The sequence below is a fragment of the Streptomyces sp. NPDC014861 genome (assembly GCF_043081625.1).
GTDB lineage: Bacteria > Actinomycetota > Actinomycetes > Streptomycetales > Streptomycetaceae > Streptomyces.
On record NZ_JBIBWV010000002.1, the window covers coordinates 580,907 to 598,480 of the forward strand.

The following is a 17,574-nucleotide window of genomic DNA, read 5'->3' on the forward strand; positions in this document are numbered from 1 at the left end:
GGGGGCGCGGGGGGGGGGGGGCCCGGGCCGCGGCGGACACCGGGGGGGTGACGCGGCGGGGGCGGGGGGGGCGCGGGGGGCCCCCCCCCCCGCGCGCCCCGCGGCGGGCCCCGACCAGCTCGACCGCCGAGTCCACCAGGTGCTGGAGCGTGGCGCGGAGTTCGAGGTCCGTGCCGACGCCGAGGACGGCTTCGAGCAGCATGGGCAGCCGGGCCCGCTCCTGCCCCTGCTCGGCGTCCTCGTCCATGATCACCATGGTCTCATCGGCGTACGAATCGGGCGATGTCAGGATTGGTCACTCCGTCAGGTCGTCGGCGAGCTCGCGGTCGTGATCGCGGTCGCCCGCCAGGCCGCGGTGGGCGCCGAGCGGGTCGAGGATCATCGGCTGGACCTTGCCCTCCAGCATCGCCCCGAGGCCCAGCACGGCGCAGACGTCGGGCCGTTCGGCGATGTGCACCGGCATCCCGGTGGCATCCCGCAGCATCTGGTCCAGGCCCGGGAGCAGCGCGCTGCCGCCGACCATCATGATCCCGCGATCGGCGAGATCGGCCACCAGATCCGGCGGGCAGTCCCGGAGCACCTTGCCGATGCCGTCGAGGACCGCCGTCAGCGGGGTGTGGATCGCCTGGCGCACGGCGGCCGTGTCGACGGTGACCGAGCGGGCCAGGCCGGTGGCCACGTCCCGGCCGTGGATCTCGGTGGACGCCGGGCCGTGCGGGGTGAGGCCGTTGCCGCTCAGCGCGAGCTGGAGCGGGCGCACCGACTGGCTCGGCAGCATCAGCTCGTGGTGGTGGCGCAGGTGCTGGATGATCGCGTGGTCGATGGCGTCGCCGCCGACCGGCATCCGTTCGGCCGTCACGATCGCGCCGAGCGAGAGCACCGCGACCTGGGTCGTCGCCGCCCCGCACACCAGGATCATGGTGGCGGTGGGCTGTTCCACCGGCAGGCCGCAGCCGACGGCCGCCGCGATCAGCGTGTCGACCAGCTCGACCCGGCGCGCCCCGAGTCCCACCAGGGTCTCCACGGCCGCCCGCTGGGCGAGCGGGTCGCTGTCGTGCGGGGTGCAGGCGGCGGCGCGCAGCCGGGGCTTCCTGCGCAGCTGGCGGCGGAGCTTCTCGCCGAGGAGGTGGCGGAGCATCCGCTGGGCCATCTCGATGTCGACGACGGTGCCGCCGGAGACCGGGCGCACGACCCGGATGTAGTCGGGGGTGCGGCCGGTCATCTTCTCGGCGAGCGCGCCGACCGCGATCAGCGCTCCGGTGCGGGTGTTGACGGCGGCGACGCTCGGCTCGTCGACGACGAGCCCGGCTCCCTTGACGAAGACCCGGGTGCGGGCGGCACCCAGGTCGACGGCGACATGGCAACGGCGCAGCTGATCGAGGCTGACGGTCACGGCGGATCCTCCGGAGTGCGGTGCTGACACGGGCGAGGTGTCGCGTTTCGGGTTCCTGTTCGCATGGTGCGACCGCCGGGCCCGCCGCGCGCGCTGGGCTGCGCCGCCCGGGGCCGGGCGGACGGAGGTGGCGAACCGGGTGAATCACGGCGCCACGGCGCTCACCTGTGGTTTCCTCACAAGATCCTCACGTCTTTGCCTCCCCGGGGCCGCGCCGCTCGTTCTAGCGTGCGAGCCCCATGGACTACTGCCACGCGTGCCGGCGGCATCTCAACGGGGCCCTCGCCTGTGCCGGGTGCGGAACTCCCGTCGAGCGGCTGCGGTACGACACCCCCCAGGCCCCGTCTCACCCCGCGCCTCACGAGGGCGCCGAGACTCCGGTGCCGTATCCGCCGGAGGCGTATCCGGCGGAGCCGTACGCCCCCGGGACGTACGGCCCCGGTGTTCACACCTCCGAGCCGTACGGGTCCCCGCCGTACCCGTCCGGGCCGTACGGCGCGCCGGGGCAGTACGGCGTGTCCGAGGCGCACGGCGGGTCCGGCGCGTACGCCTCCGAGCCCTGCGCCCCGACGGCGTACGCCTCGGACACGCCGTACGCGCCCGAGCCGCGGGCGCGGGAGGAGGCCCCGGAGCCCGAGGCCGGCGCGCCGCTCGCTCCCGAGCACGTCTTCGAGCTGGACGTGGTGGTGCCGCCGAGGTCCGGCGGGCGGGCGGCGGACCGGTCCGCCACGCGCCGCGGGAAGCGGGGGAGCGGCGGGAGCGGCCGGCGCGGCGGGCGCGGCGGGCGCGGGCGGACGGTCGCGGTGAGCGCGCTGGGCCTCGTCCTCGCGGCCGGGTCGCTGGGCCTGGCGAAGTCGGTGTTCGAGGAGCCGGAGGAGACGGGGCCCGCCACGGCGGTGGAGGAGCTGGAGGTCACCGAGACCCCGCTGCCGCCCGCGCTGCCGTCCCGCGGCCCGGGCGACGGGGCGGGGGAGGACGGCGGGGAGTCCCGCGAGGCGGTCGAGGGCTCCGGGGCGCCGGCGGCGCCGACCGCGCGTCCGCGCCGGATCAGTACGGGATCGAGCGGCGGCTCCGGCGCGGTCGCCGCCCCGGCGGGCCGGCCGGGTGCGGGCACGGGCTCCGGTGGGGGCTCCGGTGCGGGATCGGGGGTGGGCTCCGGTACGGGTACGGGTACGGGCGTGGGGCCCGGCTCCGGTACGGGCGCGTCCTCCGCTCCGTCGTCCCCCGCCCCCTCGTCGGCAGCCCCCTCCTCCCCAACGCCGACCGTGCCGGAGGTCACCGGGGGACCGCAGGGCGAGGGGCCCGGACCCACGCCGAGCGCCTCGGACTCGTCCACCGCCCCGTCCCCGGGCGGCCCGGCGCCCAGCGCCTCCGCGAGCACCACCCGTCCGCCGACGACCGCGCCGACTCCGACGCCGGAGCCCTCGGAGAGCTGCACCCCCTTCCTGTGGTGGTGCGTGTAGGGCTCCGCCCCGCCCCGCCCGGTCAGGCCGGGGTGCCGCCGAGCATCCGGAGCAGCAGGTCGCGGAGGAGGGTGCGCTCCACGCCGGTCAGCTCGCCCAGGGGCTCGCGCGCGAAGTGCAGGGAGTCGCGCAGCCGGCGGGCGGTGTCCCGGCCCTCGTCGGTGGGCGCGGCCAGTTTGACCCGCCGGTCGGCGGGGTCGGGGCGCCGCTCGACCAGGCCCCGGGACTCCAGGCGGTCGATGATCCCCGTGACGTTGGACGGCTCGCACTTGAGCTTCTCGGCGATCTTCCGCATCGGCGTGGGCTCCAGTGTGAGCAGCCCGAGGACGCGGGCCTGCGCGCCGGTGAGCGAGTGGGCGGCGGCGGCCTCCTCGTACTCCTGGTGGTAGCGCGCCACGACCGTGCCGATCAGCTCGACGACTTCGAGGGTCACGGGGTCGGTGTGTGAGGTGGGCATGGGCACCATCGTACTCCGATGCTTGACAACATGAAATATTCAGGAGCATGGTTGTTTCATCAAGTGAAGCTTTTCCGAGGAGGTTCCCCCCATGACCGCTCTGCCCGCCACCAGCCGTGAATGGCACCTCGTCGCCCGCCCGCACGGCTGGCCCGCCCCCACCGACTTCGCCCTGCGCGAGGTCCCGGTCGAGGCGCCCGCCGAAGGCCGGATCCTGGTGAAGAACCTCCACTTCTCGGTCGACCCGTACATGCGCGGCCGGATGAACGACGTGAAGTCCTACGCGCCGCCGTTCAAGCTGGACCACCCGATGGACGGCGGCGCGGTCGGCGTCGTCGTCGCGTCGAGCGCGGAGGGCTTCGCCGAGGGCGACCACGTCCTGCACGGCCTGGGCTGGCGCGAGTACGCGAGCGTGCCCGCCGAGCACGCCACCAAGGTGGACCCGGACCTCGCCCCGCTCTCCACCTACCTCGGTGTGCTCGGCATGCCCGGTCTGACCGCCTACGCGGGCCTCTTCGAGACCGCCTCCTTCAAGGAGGGCGACGTCGTCTTCGTCTCCGGCGCGGCCGGCGCGGTCGGCAGCCAGGTCGGGCAGCTCGCCAAGCTGGGCGGCGCCTCCCGGGTCATCGGCTCGGCCGGCTCCGACGAGAAGGTGAAGTGGCTCGTCGAGGAGCTCGGCTTCGACGCCGCCTTCAACTACAAGAACGGCCCGGTGCGCGACCAGCTCCGCGAGGCCGCCCCGGACGGCATCGACGTCTACTTCGACAACGTGGGCGGTGAGCACCTGGAGGCCGCGATCTCCTCGCTCAACGTGCACGGCCGCGCCACCATCTGCGGCATGATCGCCCAGTACAACGACACCGAGCCGGTCCCCGGCCCGCGGAACATGGCGATGATCATCGGCAAGCGGCTCCGCCTCCAGGGCGTCCTCGTCCGCGACCACTACGACCTCCAGCAGAAGTTCGTCGAGGAGGTCGGCGGCAAGCTGCGCTCCGGCGAGCTGAAGTACCGTGAGACCCTCGTCACCGGGATCGAGAACGGCGTGGACGCCTTCCTCGGTCTGCTCCGCGGTGACAACACCGGAAAGATGATCGTCTCGCTGGACCGGTAGTCTTCCCTCAGCCGTCGCGATCGTGGGCGCGAGTCGAGGCGGGGAGAAGAAGGCAGGAACCAGCATGTCCATCCAGCACTCCGACGTTCTCTACACCGCCGTCGCCACCGCGGAGAACGGCCGTGACGGCCGTGTCGCCACCGACGACGGCAAGCTCGACGTCGTCGTCAACCCGCCCAAGGCCATGGGCGGCTCCGGCGACGGCACCAACCCCGAGCAGCTCTTCGCGGCCGGCTACAGCGCCTGCTTCCAGGGCGCCCTCGGCGTCGTCGCGCGGAACGAGAACGCGGACATCTCCGGCTCGACGGTCACCGCCGAGGTCGGCATCGGCAAGAACGACGACGGCTTCGGCATCATCGTGAAGATCTCGGCCTCCATCCCGAACGTGGACGCCGAGACCGCCAAGAGCCTCATCGAGAAGGCGCACCAGGTCTGCCCGTACTCCAAGGCGACCCGCGGCAACATCACGGTCGAGCTCGCGGTCTGAGCCACCGGCCCCGCCGCGCACGGACCCGTGCGGGCCGCACCCCGACCGACCGGGGTGCGGCCCGCACGCATGTGCGGACCCGGTGATCGCGTGCCGCTAGGCTGCCCGCATGCGCGATTTCGGGGTGGGTTTCGGTTATCTGGTCCAGGGCCAGAAGTGGGCGGCACAGCACGGACGCCGGTTCGGCTTCGGACTGCTGCCCGGTCTGGTGACGCTCGTCCTCTACCTCGGCGCGCTGGTCGGCCTCGGATTCGGGGCGGACGACCTGGTGGCCTGGGCGACGCCCTTCGCCGACGACTGGTCCTCCCCGTGGCTCGGCCTCTTCCGCAACGCGCTGACGGCGCTCGTCTTCGTCTTCGGCCTCTTCCTCGCCGTCATCACCTTCACCGCCGTCACCCTCCTCATCGGCCAGCCCTTCTACGAGACGCTCTCCGAGGACGTCGACCGCAGCCAGGGCGGCGACGTCCCCGAGTCCGGCCTGCCGCTCTGGCGCGAGCTGCTGATCTCGGCCCGCGACAGCCTGCGGGTGGTCCTCCGGGTCGCCTTCTACGCCGTGCTCCTCTTCGCGTGCGGCTTCATCCCCGTCGTCGGCCAGACCGTCGTCCCCGCCCTCGGCTTCTGCGTCTCCGGCTTCTTCCTCGCCGAGGAACTGACCGCCGTCGCCCTCCAGCGCCGGGGCGTGGAGCTCAAGGAGCGCCTGGCGCTGCTGCGCGGCCGGCGCGGGGCCACGCTCGGCTTCGGCGTGCCGCTCGCCGTCGTCTTCATCGTCCCCTTCGTGGCCGTCTTCCTGATGCCCGGCGCCGTCGCCGGCGCCACCCTCATGGTCCGCGACCTGCGCGGCGAGACGGGCGACCGGACCGGCGGAGAAGACGATCACGAGGACGGCGGCCTCTCCTCCCCGGGCGGCGACCAGGGGGCGCGCCACCTTCCCCACTGAGGAAGGACACCCCGCGACGCCGGACAGGCGCGGGACCGGCCGCCGCGGGGCGCCCCTCGGCGGCCCCAGGCCGCGTGCGGAGCCACCGGCCCGCCCCCGCGGCCTGCCGCCGCCCGGCCTCCGCCCCCGCGGCCTGCCGCCGCCCGGCCACCTGCGCCGGCTACGGCCGGTCGTCGCCGCCGTCCGCCAGGACCGGGTGGAGCTCCGGTCTGGCGGCCCACCACTCCTGGTGGAAGGGGTTGTTGGTGACGTTCGCCAGGTACGCCTCGGCCGCCGCGCGGTAGAGGAGCTCCGCGTGGCGGGCGGAGACCGTGGAGCGGTTCCAGGCGAGGCGGATGCGGCCGGTCACCGGGTCGCCCTCCAGGGGACGCAGGACCGTGCCGTCGGTGGGCGGGGCCGTGGGCTGGCTCAGGGAGATCGCGCGGCCGGAGGCGATCAGGTCGTAGTGGATCTTCCGGTCGGAGACCCGGTGCCGCAGGGACGGGGTGAAGCCGGCCCGCTCGCAGGCCGCGGCCAGCGCCTCGGGACCGCCGTCGTCGTCCTCGACCAGCGTCATCCAGGACTCGCCCGCCAGCTCGGCCAGTGGGATCCGCTCCTTCGCCGCCAGCGGATGGTCCGCCGAGAGGCGCACGCAGAACGGTTCCCTCGCGATGAGGGTCCGGGCCGTCGTGCCCTGCGGCAGCGGCACCTCGTGGTCGTTGACCTCGCCGTACAGCACCGCGTCGTAGCGGCCCGCGCCGAGCTGCCGGGTCAGCGTCGTCGCCGAGTGCTCCACCGTCACCGCGATCTCCCGCCCGGCCACGACCTGGTCGAGCCGGCCGAGCAGCGTGTCGACGAGCACCAGCAGGATGCAGCCGAGCCGTAGCGGCGTGTCCGGGTCGGCGGCCCGCGCCCCCGCCGCGAGCGCGTCCATCTCGCCGAGCACGAGCCGGGCCTTGGAGAGGACGAACTCGCCCAGCGGGGTGGGCTCCACCCCGCGCCTGCCACGCAGGAACAACTCCCCGCCCGCGACCCGCTCGATCCGCCGCAACTGCGCCGAGAGGGCCGGCTGCGAGACGCCGAGGAGCTGCGCCGCGCGGCCCAGGCTGCCCGCCTCCGCAATCCGGCAGACGGCTTCCAGATGCCTCAACTCCAGCTGCATTTCAGCAGCGTACGCAGGGTCGGACGGCCGCACCATAACCCGCGTCTTATGCCGGATGAGATGTCCCTAACTGGCCATGTCCACGCCCATACTCGGCGCGACGATCCGTCTCCCCCACCCTGAACGGAGCACGACGTTGCACCCCACCAGACTCACCGCGGCCGTGGCCGCCCTGGCCCTCTCGGCGAGCCTCGCGACCGCCCTGGCCACCCCCGCGGCCGCGGTCCCGCAGGAGCAGCCGGTCCCGCCGGGCCACGGCAGGTCCCTCGCCCTGGCCGCCGCCGACACCGCCGCCGCCAGCGGTCTCGACGAACTGCGCCACGGCGCCGACGAGGACCTCGTCCGGACCTCCGTGACCCCGTGGTCGAACGGCCTCTACTACACCGCCTACCAGCGGACGTACAAGGGCCTCCCGGTCCGCGGCGGCGGCGACGCCGTCGTCCTGTCCGACTCCTCCGGCAAGGTCCGCGACGTCACCGGCGCCCCGGCCCCCGCCCTGAAGGCGGTCACCACCACCGCCCGGGTGACGTCAGCCGCCGCCCTCGCCACCGCCCGCGGCCAACTGGCCGCCGTGGAGAGCGCGAGCGCCCCCGAGCTCACCGTGCTCCTCAAGGCCGGCAAGCCCGTCCTCGCCTGGCACACCCTGGTCGTCGGCCGCACCGCCAAGGACGTGCCCAGCTCGCTCGACACCTACGTCGACGCCCGCACCGGCAAGGTCGCCCAGGCCACCGACAAGATCCGGCACGCCGACGGGCGCGGCTACCACAACGGCAACGTCACCATCGACACCGCCGCCGGCTCCATGACCGACACCAGCCGCGGCGGCTTCAAGTGCGGCGGCCAGAACGGCAGCGCGTACACCGGCTCCTCCCCGTGGGGCAACGGCGGAGCCAACGACCTCGTCACCGCCTGCGTCGACATCATGTACGCCGCCCAGCGCGAGTCCGACATGCTCAAGGAGTGGTTCGGCTACAACGGCATCAACGGGCAGGGCGGCATGGTCCCGGCCCGCGCCGGACTCTCCCAGGTCAACGCCTACTACGACGGCACGAAGACCACGTACGGGCGCAACCAGAACGGCACCAACCAGCTCACCGGCATCGACGTCGTGGCCCACGAGTACGGCCACGAGATCTTCGACCGGACCCCGGGCTCGGCCGGCTCGTCCAACGAGAACGGCGGGATGAACGAGTCCACCGGCGACATCTTCGGCGCGCTCACCGAGCACTACGCGAACAACCCGAACGACACCCCGGACTACACGGTCGGCGAGGAGCTGAACTTCACCGGCAACAACCAGCCGATCCGCAACATGTACAACCCCTCGCTCATCAACAACGACCCCAACTGCTACCCGCAGCTGACCTCCGGCACCGAGGTGCACGCGGCGGCCGGCCCGCAGAACCACTGGTTCTACCTGCTCGCCGAGGGCTCCAACCCCGGCGGCGGCAAGCCCAGCAGCCCGATATGTTCCGGCGGCCCGTCCTCCGTCACCGGCATCGGCATCCAGAAGGCCGGCAAGATCTTCATGGGCGCCCTGCTCCTGAAGACCTCCTCCTGGAACCACCCCGCGGCCCGCCGCGCCACCCTCACCACCGCCAAGAACACCTACGGCGCCGCCGAGTGCAACGCGGTGAAGGCGGCCTGGAACGCGATCGGCGTCCCCGCCCAGTCCGGCGAGACCGACTGCGGCGGCACCACCAACCCGGACTTCTCGCTCTCCCTGAACCCGTCCTCGGGCTCGGCCCAGCCGGACACCTCGGTCACCGCCACGGTGAACACCAGCACCACCGGCGGCTCCGCGCAGACCGTCCAGCTCTCCGCGAGCGGCGCCCCCAGCGGCGTCAACGTCTCCTTCGACCCGGCGTCGGTGACCTCCGGCAACTCCTCGACGATGACCGTCAAGGTCGCCGCCGGCACCCCGAACGGCACCTACCCGATCACCGTCACCGGTACCGGCTCCGCCACCCACACCGTCACCTACCAGCTGACGGTCGGCACCGGCACCCCGCCCACCGGCTGCGACAACAGCGAGTACACCTACCGGGGGACGCTGGCCTCCGGTCAGGCTGCCGCCCAGCCGGACGGCTCGTACTACTACTCGGCGACCACCGGCACCCACACCGGCTGCCTGCGCGGCCCGGCCGGCACCGACTTCGACCTGTACCTGCAGAAGTGGAACGGGGCGGGCTGGGCGGACGTGGCCGTCGGCGGCACCGCGGGCGCCGACGAGAACACCAGCTACCGGGGCACCGCGGGCTACTACCGCTACGTCGTGCACGCCTACAGCGGCTCCGGCGCCTACACGCTGGGCCTGAGCGCCCCGTGACGGGCGACGCGAGCGCCCCGGTGCGGGGCGCCTGACACCCCGCACCGGGGGAGGGAGACCGTACGGCGGACCGGGGGTTCCGTCGTACGGCCTCCCGGGCCGGGCCGCCGGAGTCCCACGGCGGCCCGGCCCCTTCGGCGTCCGGTGCCTCAGCCCACCTCGGCGAGCACGAACCCGGGCTTCTCCGGCCCCGCACCGGCGAGCAGGGAGCCGTCGGGACCCCAGATCCCGGACCCGCCGCCGCCGACGCCGACCTCGCTCGGCCCCAGCGCGTTGCCCAGCGCGACGAAGAGGCCGAACTCCCGGGCCCGGACCGGGTAGACGGTCTCGAAGGAGTCGTTGTCCGCCTCCAGCATCGAACTCGCCAGATAGACCGCGCAGCCGTCGGCGGCGGCCCGCTCGGCGAGCTCCGGAAAGCGATTGTCGTAGCAGGTGGCGAGGGCGAACCGGACCCCGTCGAGGGTGAACCGCCCGTCGGCCGTGCCCGCCGTGAAGGTGTCCTGCTCGTCCCCGTGGTACAGGTGCCGCTTGTCGTACCGGGCGAGCGTCGTCCCGTCCGGGCCGATCACCAGCGTCGCCAGACCCGGCAGCGAACCCCCGCCCCGCACCGGCCCGTTGACGACCGCCGCCGCGCCGGCCGCCCGGCAGGCGTCGCGGACCGGCTCGAGCCGGGGGTCGTCCTCGGCGAGCGTCAGGCCGGGGCGCTCCCGGATCAGGGCGGTGTCGTAGCCGGTGAGCGACAGCTCGGCGAGGACGACGACCCGGGCCCCGGCGGCCCCGGCCTCCCGGACCAGGCCGGCGATCGTACGGACATTGGCCTCGACGTCCCCGGGGACCGGGGCGAACTGGGCGGCGGCGAGCATCATGGCCCCCATGCTCGCACCTGCCCGGCGGGCCCCCGCGACCGCTCCCCGGGCCCTGGCCGGCACCTGCCCGGCTGGCCCCGCGACCGCTCCCGGTCCCGCGAAAACCCCGGGCGTCCGGCTGCCGCCGCTCCTAGACTCGCCGGCAGCGGTGTCGCGCGCGGTACCGCAGGGTGCGGGGCCGTGGCAGAGCGGACGATTGCGGACCCGGGTCGAGGAGGTCCCCGGAACCCGGGAAGAGGGAGCGGCCGCCGGACCTGGCGGCAGGCTCGCGCGGGTTCGAATCCCGCCGGCCCCGCACCCGCCCGTACGCCCGCTACACCTCAGGGGAGCCAGGCGGGGAGCCGGGCGGGGGGCTCGCGAGCAGCCGCAGGAAGTCCCGGAAGGCGCCCGGCATGTCGACGGCGGACGGGTCCAGGAGCCACTGGTACTGGAGACCGTCCATCACGGCCGTGAGCAGGGGCGCCGCCCGCTCGGGGGTGAGCCCGCCCGGCAGCCGCTCGCCGAACTCCAGCCGCAGCACGTCCGTCATGCCGGCCCGCACCTGCGCGTACCGCTCGGTGAAGAACTCCCGGGCCGGATGCCCGTCCGTGACGCTCTCGCCGAGCAGCGCGGAGAAGGTCTGCACGATGCCGGGCCGCATCGCGTTGTACTCCACCAGCGACTCCAGCAGGTCGAGCCGCCAGCCCTCCCGGTCCCTGCCGCCGCTGGTGTCCCAGCGGTCGCGCTCCTCCAGGACGGCGACGAGCAGCGCCTCCTTGGTGGGGAAGTAGTGCAGCAGGCCCTGCTGGGTCAGGCCGACGCGCTCGGCGACGGAGCCGAGCGTGGCGCCCCGGTAGCCGCGCTCCGCGATCACCTCGAGGGCGGCGCGCAGGATCTCCGCGCGGCGCTCCACGCTCCTGGTCCGTGCCATGGTCCGGCCCCTTTCCGCGGGTCCCCGTCGACAGGACCGTACGTCATGCCCCGCACGACGCAGCAAGATAACGAAAAGGATACATCGCCTACCGATCTACAGGTAAGTGGGTTCATGATGGCCGGACCAGCACTTCAACGCGGAGGTACGGACGTGAACGAGGACGCCGTGCGCGAGGCAGCCGTCGAGGCAGCGCTCGCCCAGCTCGACCTGGACGCCAAGACCCGGCTGCTCGGCGGCCAGGACATGTGGTCCCTGCCCGCCCTGCCGGAGATCGGCCTCGCCTCGCTCGTGATGTCCGACGGCCCCATCGGCGTCCGCGGCGTCCGCTGGACCGCCGACGACCCGTCCGTCGCCCTGCCGTCCCCGACCGCGCTCGCCGCCACCTGGGACCCCGCCCTCGCCCGCCGGGCCGGCCGGCTCCTCGCCCAGGAGGCCCGCCGCAAGGGCGTCCACGTCCTCCTCGCCCCCACCGTCAACCTGCACCGCACCCCGCTCGGCGGCCGCCACTTCGAGGCGTACAGCGAGGACCCGTACCTCACCGGCGCCATCGGCACCGGCTACGTCCAGGGCGTGCAGGACGGCGGCGTCGGCACCACCGTCAAGCACTTCGTCGCCAACGACGCCGAGACCGACCGCTTCACCGTCGACAACACGATCGCCCCGCGCCCGCTCCGCGAGCTCTACCTCGCGCCCTTCGAGGCGATCGTCGAGAACGCCCACCCCTGGGGCATCATGACCGCCTACAACCAGGTCAACGGCGTGACCATGACCGAGCACCGCCACCTCGTCAACGAGGTCCTGCGCGGGGAATGGGGCTTCGACGGCGCCAACGTCTCCGACTGGATGGCCGCCCGCTCCACCACCGGCGACATCGACGGCGGCCTCGACGTGGCCATGCCCGGCCCCGGCACCGTCTACGGCGAGCACCTGGCCGCCGCCGTCCGGGCCGGCCGGGTCGAGGAGTCGGCCGTCGACGCCGCCGTACGGAACGTGCTCCGGCTCGCCGCCCGCGTCGGCGCCCTCGAAGGCGCCCCCGCCGCCGTCCCCGAGCCCCCCGCCACCGTCGACGGCGACGCCCTCGCCCGCGAGGTCGCCCGCCGCGGCTTCGTCCTCGTCCGGAACGAGAACGGCGCGCTGCCCCTGCGGCCCGGCACCGTCGCCCTCTCCGGCGCCGCCGCCCGCGACGCCCGCGTCCTCGGCGGCGGCTCCGCCCAGGTCTTCCCCGAGCACGTCGTCTCCCCGCTCGACGGCCTCGCCGCCGTCCTGGACGAGGGCGCGCTCACCTATGTGATCGGCGCCGACCCCAGCGACGAACTCACCCCCGCCGACCAGGGCTTCACCCTCCGCGCGGTCTGCCGCGACGCCGACGGCACCGTCCTCGGCGAGGGCACCCTCCCCAACGGCCAGGTCCAGTGGATCGGCGACGACCTCCCGGCCGGCGTCACCCACGACGCCCTCGCCTCCATCGAGGTCACCGGCTCCTTCACGCCTCGTGAGTCCGGCGCCCACGCCTTCGGCACCCGCGGCCTCGGCGCCTTCGCCCTCACCGTCGACGGACGCGAACTCTTCGACGGCGTCCAGGCGATGGGCCCCGAGACGGACCCCTTCGAAGCCTTCTTCGGCTCCCCGGTCGAGCGCGGCACCGTGGAGCTCACCGCCGGGCGGACCGTCGAGGTCTCCCTCCGGCACACCCTCGCCAAGGAGTTCGCGGCGCCGCTGCCCGCGGTCATGTTCTCCTTCGTCCACCTCGGTCCCCGCCGTGACCCCGACGAACTGATCGCCGAAGCCGTCGAGGCGGCGCGTGCCGCCGACACCGCCGTCGTGGTCGTCGCCACCACCGAACGCGTCGAGTCCGAGGGCTTCGACCGCAAGGACCTCGCCCTGCCCGGCCGCCAGGACGACCTCGTCCGCGCCGTCGCCGCGGCCAACCCGAACACGGTCGTCGTCGTCAACGCCGGCTCACCGGTCGAACTGCCCTGGCGCGACGAGGTCGCCGCGATCCTCCTGAGCTGGTTCCCCGGCCAGGAGGGCGGCGCCGCCCTCGCCGACGTCCTCACCGGCGCCGAGGAGCCCGGCGGCCGCCTCCCCACCACCTGGCCCGTCGCCCTCGCCGACGTCCCCGTCACCGAGGTCACCCCCACCGACGGCGTACTCGACTACACCGAGGGCCTGTTCATCGGCTACCGCGCCTGGGACAGGGCCGGCGCCGTCCCCGCGTACCCCTTCGGCCACGGCCTCGGCTACACCACCTGGTCGTACGACTCCGTCAGCGCGACCCCGGAGACCGTCACCGTCCGCCTCACCAACACCGGCGACCGCCCCGGCCGCGAGACCGTGCAGCTCTATCTCGCGCCCGTCCGGGACACCGTCGAGCGCCCCGCCCGCTGGCTCGCCGCCTTCGGCGGCGTCGAGGCCGCGCCCGGCGAGAGCGTCGAGGCGGTGATCGCCCTCCCGCGCCGCGCCTTCGAGATCTGGGACGAGGACAAGAACGCCTGGACCACCGTCCCCGGACGCTACGAACTCCACGCCGCCCACTCCCTGACCGACGCCCGCCTCACCACCGAGGTCGAGCTGTAGGCGCCCCGGGACCGGCCCCGGGGCGGGACCTGACGCCCGCCCCGGGGCTACTTCCCGGTGATCCTCCGGTACGCCAGCTCCGCCAGGCGCGCCTGGCCCTCGCGGCTCGGATGGAACCAGTCCCAGGGGCTCAGCAGCGACCCGTCGAAGCGGAAGCCGAACACCGCGCCGCCGTCGTACCGGCAGAGCCCGTCCGCCGCGCAGACGTCCGCCAGGACCTCGTTGTACGCCACCACCCGGTCGCGCACCGCCGCCCGCCGCTCCTCGGCCGCCGCGCCCAGGTCCTCCGGATCCGCCAGCATCGCCCCGCAGACGCCCAGCTCCCAGACCCGCAGTGCCGTCGGGCTCGTCCGGCCGGTGTCCCACAGCCGCAGCAGGTCCGGCACGCTCGCCACGTAGACCCGCGCCTCGGGGGCGCCCTTCCGCAGGCGGGCCATCGCCGTCTCGAACGACCGGCGGAAGTCGGCCACCGGCGTCATCCCGGCCGGGGTCGGCCGGCAGGCGTCGTTCGCCCCGATCATCACCGTGACCAGGCCCGGCCGTTCGGCCGCCGCCCGCGCCATCTGCTCCGGCAGCGCCGCCACCCGGGCGCCGCTGCGCGCCAGGTTCCAGCTGTTCCCGGCCACCCGCCCGGCTCCGAGCAGCCGCAGAGCCAGGCTGTTCACCGCCGGGTCGGTGCCGGTCGCCCAGGACGCCTCGGGGCAGTCCGCGAGCAGCGAGCAGGCGTCGAAGGCGCGGGTGAGGGAGTCGCCGACGGCGGCGACGGAGCCGGGGGATCCACCCCACGGCGACGTCGGCGCGGGTGTCGGCGCGGACGTCGGCGCCGGCTTCGACGGGGATGGTGCCGAGGCGGACGGGGGCGCGGAAGCCGTGCCGGGGGCGGCCGGTCCGGCCGCCGGGCCGCTCGTGCAGCCCGCGAGCGCGGCCACCGCGAGCACGGCGCCCACGGCGGCGGTACGGAATCGGCGACGGCCGTGCGACACCGGCCCCTCCTTCGCGCTGTCGGCCTCCCGGCGGGTGAAAGCTTCGTGTCCACCCGCCCCCGGACCGACCGTACGTCACTCCGATGACGGTGCGGCACGGTAGCTTTTCCCCCGTCGAACCAGTGGCGCGCCCGCGCCGACCGGCTCCGGTAAATTACATCACGTCACATGCTGTCCCTTTTTAGAAGGTTTGCGAAGTTTTTCGCCTGATGCTGTTTACTGAGGCCGCTGGGAAGGCGAACCTCGTCCCACACTGGAGGTCCCGGTGACGACACGTGGAGTCCTGTACGTACACTCCGCACCGCGCGCGCTCTGCCCGCACGTCGAATGGGCGGTGGCGGGCGTCCTCGGTGCGAGGGTCCAGCTCGACTGGATCCGCCAGCCCGCGGCGCCCGGCACCTGGAGAGCCGAGTTCTCCTGGCAGGGCGAGACCGGCACCGCCTCCCAACTGGCCTCCGCGCTGCGCGGCTGGCAGATGCTCCGCTTCGAGGTGACCGCCGAGCCCTGCCCGACCGCCGAGGGCGAGCGCTACAGCGCCACCCCCGACCTGGGCATCTTCCACGCCGTCACCGGCATGCACGGCGACATCCTCGTCCCCGAGGACCGGCTGCGCGCCGCCCTGGTCCGCGCCGCGCAGGGCGAGACCGTGCTGGAGGCCGAGATCGCCAAGCTCCTCGGCAAGCCCTGGGACGACGAGCTGGAGCCCTTCCGCTACGCGGGCGAGGGAGCCCCGGTCCGCTGGCTTCACCAGGTCGTCTGAGGGCGTTCACCCGGGCCCGATAGCTTCCCGCACCTGGGCGCGCAGGGGGCGCGCGGGGCGGGGGAAGCGGATGTCGGGCTTGCGCGGGACGATCGGGGCGGTCGCCGCGGCGCTGGCGGGGACCACGCTGGGCGCCGCCCTCGTGCTCCTCGCGGGCTTCGTCTACCAGCTGGTCGCCGGGGAACCCACCGGGGGCCTGGCCGGGTGGGCCTTCGGGCTGCTGCTCCTGGCGGTGGTCCTCTTCGGCGTCTTCGGCGCGCTGCTCCCGGACGAGGACGCCGCCGTCGCCCTGTCCGACACGCCGGTCTCGGCCGTCTCCGACACGCCGGGTGCCCCTGTCTCCGACACGCCGCGCTCGGCCGTGCCCGACACGCGAGGCCCGGCCGTCTCCGTCCCCGCCTCGCCGGGCTCGGCTGTGCCCGACACGCCGGGCTCGGCCACCTCCGACACGCCGGGCGAGGGCGTGGTGGTGGCGGAGGTGAAGGCGTCCGGCAAGGCCGGTGGGAGGGCCGCCGGGGTGGCGGGCGCGGACGACGGATGGCGCGACGCCCTCGTCTTCTTCCTCGTCCTGTTCGGGCTGGTCGCCGGCGGCCCCTTCGGCATCGCCGGATACGAGGCGCTGCGGCCGGAGCCCCGGACGGCGGAGGCGCCCGCCCGGGAACCCGACGGGCCGCTCGTGCCGCGCGTCGCGCCGGACGGCGCGGCCGGATCCGTACGCGGTGGGCCGGCGCCCTGGGACCCGGCCGCGTCCGTCCCCGTCCGCCTCGTCCTCTGACCCCGCCGGCCGTCCGTACGCGAAGGGCCCGCCCCGGACATCCGGGGCGGGCCCTTCGACGTGGGTGCCGTGCGTCAGATCGTGCGGAACGCCAGGACCACGTTGTGGCCGCCGAAGCCGAACGAGTTGTTGACCGCGGCGATCGTGCCCTGGGGGAGGGCGCGGGGCTCGCCGCGGACGATGTCGGCCTCGACCTCGGGGTCGAGGTCGTCGATGTTGATGGTCGGCGGGGCCAGGCGGTGGTGGAGCGCCAGGACCGTCGCGACGGTCTCGATGCCGCCGGCGCCGCCCAGGAGGTGACCGGTCATCGACTTCGTCGCGGAGACCGCCACGTGGTCGAGGTCGTCGCCGAAGACCTTCCGCAGCGCCTTGATCTCGGCGACGTCGCCCTGCGGCGTCGACGTGGCGTGCGCGTTGAGGTGCACGACCTCGGACGGCTTCAGGTCGGTGGAGTCCAGCAGGTGCTGGAGCGCGGAGGCGATGCCCCGGCCGGTCGGCTCGGGCTGCGCGATGTGGTGGCTGTCGGCCGACAGGCCCTGCCCCAGCGCCTCGCAGTAGATCTTCGCGCCGCGGGCCCTGGCGTGCTCCTCGGACTCCAGGATCACGACGCCGGCGCCCTCGCCGAGCACGAAGCCGTCGCGGCCGGTGTCGTAGGGGCGCGAGGCCTTCGTCGGCTCGTCGTTGCTCTTGGACATCGCCATCATGTTGGCGAAGGCGGCGATCGGCAGCGGGTGGATCGCGGCCTCGGTGCCACCGGCGACGACCACGTCGGCACGGCCGCTGCGGATCATCTCGATGGCGTAGCCGATCGCCTCGGCGCCCGACGCGCAGGCGGAGACCGGGGTGTGGACGCCGGCGCGGGCGTTCACCTCCAGACCCACGTTGGCGGAGGGGCCGTTCGGCATCAGCATGGGCACGGTGTGCGGGGAGACGCGGCGGACGCCCTTCTCCTTGAGCACGTCGTACTGGTCGAGCAGGGTCGTCACGCCGCCGATGCCGGAGGCGATGACGGAACCGAGCCGCTCGGGAGCGATCGCGGCGTCCTCGCCGGCCGGGGCGGTGTAACCCGCGTCGGCCCACGCCTCGCGGGCCGCGATGAGCGCGAACTGCGCCGAGCGGTCCAGCTTGCGCGCGAGCGGGCGGGGCAGGACGTCGCCCGGGTCGACCGCGGCGAACGCGGCGATCTGGACGGGCAGTTCGGCGAAGCGCTCGCCCTCCAGGGGCTTGACGCCGGAGCGTCCCGCAAGAAGACCTTCCCAGGTCGTTGCGGAGTCGCCACCCAGCGGTGTGGTTGCGCCGATACCGGTGACGACCACGGTGCGATTGGTCGAGCTCACAGGAATTCGTTCTCCATGTGTGTGATGGTCGAAGACGGCGCCACC

15 protein-coding genes and 1 pseudogene (1 of these 16 running past the window's edge) are annotated in these 17,574 nt (G+C 74.2%); 7 read left to right on the forward strand and 9 right to left on the reverse strand.

Going from position 1 to position 17,574, the window contains the following annotated elements:
• The 4 genes and pseudogenes from ACF1BN_RS06300 to ACF1BN_RS06315 form a co-directional block, all read right to left on the reverse strand.
• Window positions 1-199 (reverse strand): annotated as a pseudogene (locus ACF1BN_RS06300) (GAF domain-containing protein); its annotated part reaches 1,425 nt to the left of the window's first position; the annotation flags it as partial.
• A 96-nt stretch (window positions 200-295) separates the two neighbouring features.
• A complete protein-coding gene (locus ACF1BN_RS06305; RefSeq protein ID WP_392330385.1) occupies window positions 296-1,393 on the reverse strand; it encodes a rod shape-determining protein in 1,098 nt (365 codons plus the stop codon).
• A gap of 445 nt (window positions 1,394-1,838) precedes the next feature.
• On the reverse strand, window positions 1,839-2,831 hold the full coding sequence (locus tag ACF1BN_RS06310; RefSeq protein WP_392330386.1) for a hypothetical protein: 993 nt from the start codon (window positions 2,829-2,831) through the stop codon (window positions 1,839-1,841).
• Window positions 2,832-2,878: 47 nt separating this feature from the next.
• Window positions 2,879-3,313 carry a MarR family winged helix-turn-helix transcriptional regulator gene (locus tag ACF1BN_RS06315; RefSeq protein ID WP_392330387.1) on the reverse strand — a complete coding sequence of 145 codons (435 nt, stop codon included), beginning with the start codon at window positions 3,311-3,313 and terminating at the stop codon, window positions 2,879-2,881.
• 91 nt (window positions 3,314-3,404) lie between these two features.
• Here ACF1BN_RS06315 and ACF1BN_RS06320 point away from each other — a divergent pair, with 91 nt between their 5' ends.
• The 3 genes from ACF1BN_RS06320 to ACF1BN_RS06330 all read left to right on the forward strand — a co-directional run bounded on the left by ACF1BN_RS06320 (window position 3,405) and on the right by ACF1BN_RS06330 (window position 5,848).
• On the forward strand, window positions 3,405-4,424 hold the full coding sequence (locus ACF1BN_RS06320; protein WP_392330388.1) for an NADP-dependent oxidoreductase: 1,020 nt from the start codon (window positions 3,405-3,407) through the stop codon (window positions 4,422-4,424).
• Between the two features lie 64 nt (window positions 4,425-4,488).
• A complete protein-coding gene (locus ACF1BN_RS06325; RefSeq protein ID WP_030756379.1) occupies window positions 4,489-4,911 on the forward strand; it encodes an organic hydroperoxide resistance protein in 423 nt (140 codons plus the stop codon).
• 109 nt (window positions 4,912-5,020) lie between these two features.
• Window positions 5,021-5,848, forward strand: coding sequence for an EI24 domain-containing protein (locus tag ACF1BN_RS06330; RefSeq protein ID WP_392330389.1), 828 nt, complete (start codon window positions 5,021-5,023; stop codon window positions 5,846-5,848).
• Between the two features lie 160 nt (window positions 5,849-6,008).
• Here the strand turns inward: ACF1BN_RS06330 and ACF1BN_RS06335 are convergent, their stop codons facing one another.
• Entirely contained in the window at window positions 6,009-6,989 is a 981-nt protein-coding gene (locus ACF1BN_RS06335) for a LysR family transcriptional regulator (RefSeq protein ID WP_392330390.1), read from the reverse strand.
• 136 nt (window positions 6,990-7,125) lie between these two features.
• On the opposite strand from ACF1BN_RS06335, the gene ACF1BN_RS06340 reads away from it, so the two are divergent.
• The gene (locus ACF1BN_RS06340) at window positions 7,126-9,318 is read left to right on the forward strand and encodes a M4 family metallopeptidase (RefSeq protein WP_392330391.1); all 2,193 of its coding nucleotides are present in this window, start codon (window positions 7,126-7,128) and stop codon (window positions 9,316-9,318) included.
• A 149-nt stretch (window positions 9,319-9,467) separates the two neighbouring features.
• Here the strand turns inward: ACF1BN_RS06340 and ACF1BN_RS06345 are convergent, their stop codons facing one another.
• Window positions 9,468-10,193: a carbon-nitrogen hydrolase family protein gene (locus tag ACF1BN_RS06345; protein WP_392330392.1), complete on the reverse strand. Its 726-nt coding sequence runs from the start codon at window positions 10,191-10,193 to the stop codon at window positions 9,468-9,470.
• A gap of 304 nt (window positions 10,194-10,497) precedes the next feature.
• A complete protein-coding gene (locus ACF1BN_RS06350; RefSeq protein ID WP_392330393.1) occupies window positions 10,498-11,094 on the reverse strand; it encodes a TetR/AcrR family transcriptional regulator in 597 nt (198 codons plus the stop codon).
• Between the two features lie 117 nt (window positions 11,095-11,211).
• On the opposite strand from ACF1BN_RS06350, the gene ACF1BN_RS06355 reads away from it, so the two are divergent.
• Window positions 11,212-13,674 carry a glycoside hydrolase family 3 protein gene (locus tag ACF1BN_RS06355; protein ID WP_392330499.1) on the forward strand — a complete coding sequence of 821 codons (2,463 nt, stop codon included), beginning with the start codon at window positions 11,212-11,214 and terminating at the stop codon, window positions 13,672-13,674.
• A 47-nt stretch (window positions 13,675-13,721) separates the two neighbouring features.
• Here the strand turns inward: ACF1BN_RS06355 and ACF1BN_RS06360 are convergent, their stop codons facing one another.
• The gene (locus ACF1BN_RS06360) at window positions 13,722-14,657 is read right to left on the reverse strand and encodes an SGNH/GDSL hydrolase family protein (RefSeq protein WP_392330394.1); all 936 of its coding nucleotides are present in this window, start codon (window positions 14,655-14,657) and stop codon (window positions 13,722-13,724) included.
• 265 nt (window positions 14,658-14,922) lie between these two features.
• Here ACF1BN_RS06360 and ACF1BN_RS06365 point away from each other — a divergent pair, with 265 nt between their 5' ends.
• Together ACF1BN_RS06365 and ACF1BN_RS06370 are read left to right on the forward strand one after the other, a co-directional pair.
• Window positions 14,923-15,417, forward strand: a complete 495-nt coding sequence (locus tag ACF1BN_RS06365; RefSeq protein ID WP_392330395.1) for a DUF3145 domain-containing protein — start codon at window positions 14,923-14,925, stop codon at window positions 15,415-15,417.
• 79 nt (window positions 15,418-15,496) lie between these two features.
• Complete coding sequence (locus ACF1BN_RS06370; RefSeq protein WP_392330396.1) at window positions 15,497-16,192, forward strand: hypothetical protein; 696 nt, start codon at window positions 15,497-15,499, stop codon at window positions 16,190-16,192.
• A gap of 74 nt (window positions 16,193-16,266) precedes the next feature.
• Here ACF1BN_RS06370 and fabF read toward each other — a convergent pair whose 3' ends face one another.
• Window positions 16,267-17,529, reverse strand: a complete 1,263-nt coding sequence (gene fabF, locus ACF1BN_RS06375) for a beta-ketoacyl-ACP synthase II (protein ID WP_392330397.1) — start codon at window positions 17,527-17,529, stop codon at window positions 16,267-16,269.
• Between the last annotated feature and the right edge of the window lie 45 nt (window positions 17,530-17,574).

Bases quoted from the DNA above. Each gene is read 5' to 3' on its own strand.
- ACF1BN_RS06315 (WP_392330387.1), bottom strand. From the start codon at position 3,313: ATGCCCACCTCACACACCGACCCCGTGACCCTCGAAGTCGTCGAGCTG.
- ACF1BN_RS06320 (WP_392330388.1), top strand. From the start codon at position 3,405: ATGACCGCTCTGCCCGCCACCAGCCGTGAATGGCACCTCGTCGCCCGC.
- ACF1BN_RS06325 (WP_030756379.1), top strand. From the start codon at position 4,489: ATGTCCATCCAGCACTCCGACGTTCTCTACACCGCCGTCGCCACCGCG.
- ACF1BN_RS06330 (WP_392330389.1), top strand. From the start codon at position 5,021: ATGCGCGATTTCGGGGTGGGTTTCGGTTATCTGGTCCAGGGCCAGAAG.
- ACF1BN_RS06335 (WP_392330390.1), bottom strand. From the start codon at position 6,989: ATGCAGCTGGAGTTGAGGCATCTGGAAGCCGTCTGCCGGATTGCGGAG.
- ACF1BN_RS06345 (WP_392330392.1), bottom strand. From the start codon at position 10,193: ATGGGGGCCATGATGCTCGCCGCCGCCCAGTTCGCCCCGGTCCCCGGG.
- ACF1BN_RS06350 (WP_392330393.1), bottom strand. From the start codon at position 11,094: ATGGCACGGACCAGGAGCGTGGAGCGCCGCGCGGAGATCCTGCGCGCC.
- ACF1BN_RS06355 (WP_392330499.1), top strand. From the start codon at position 11,212: ATGGCCGGACCAGCACTTCAACGCGGAGGTACGGACGTGAACGAGGAC.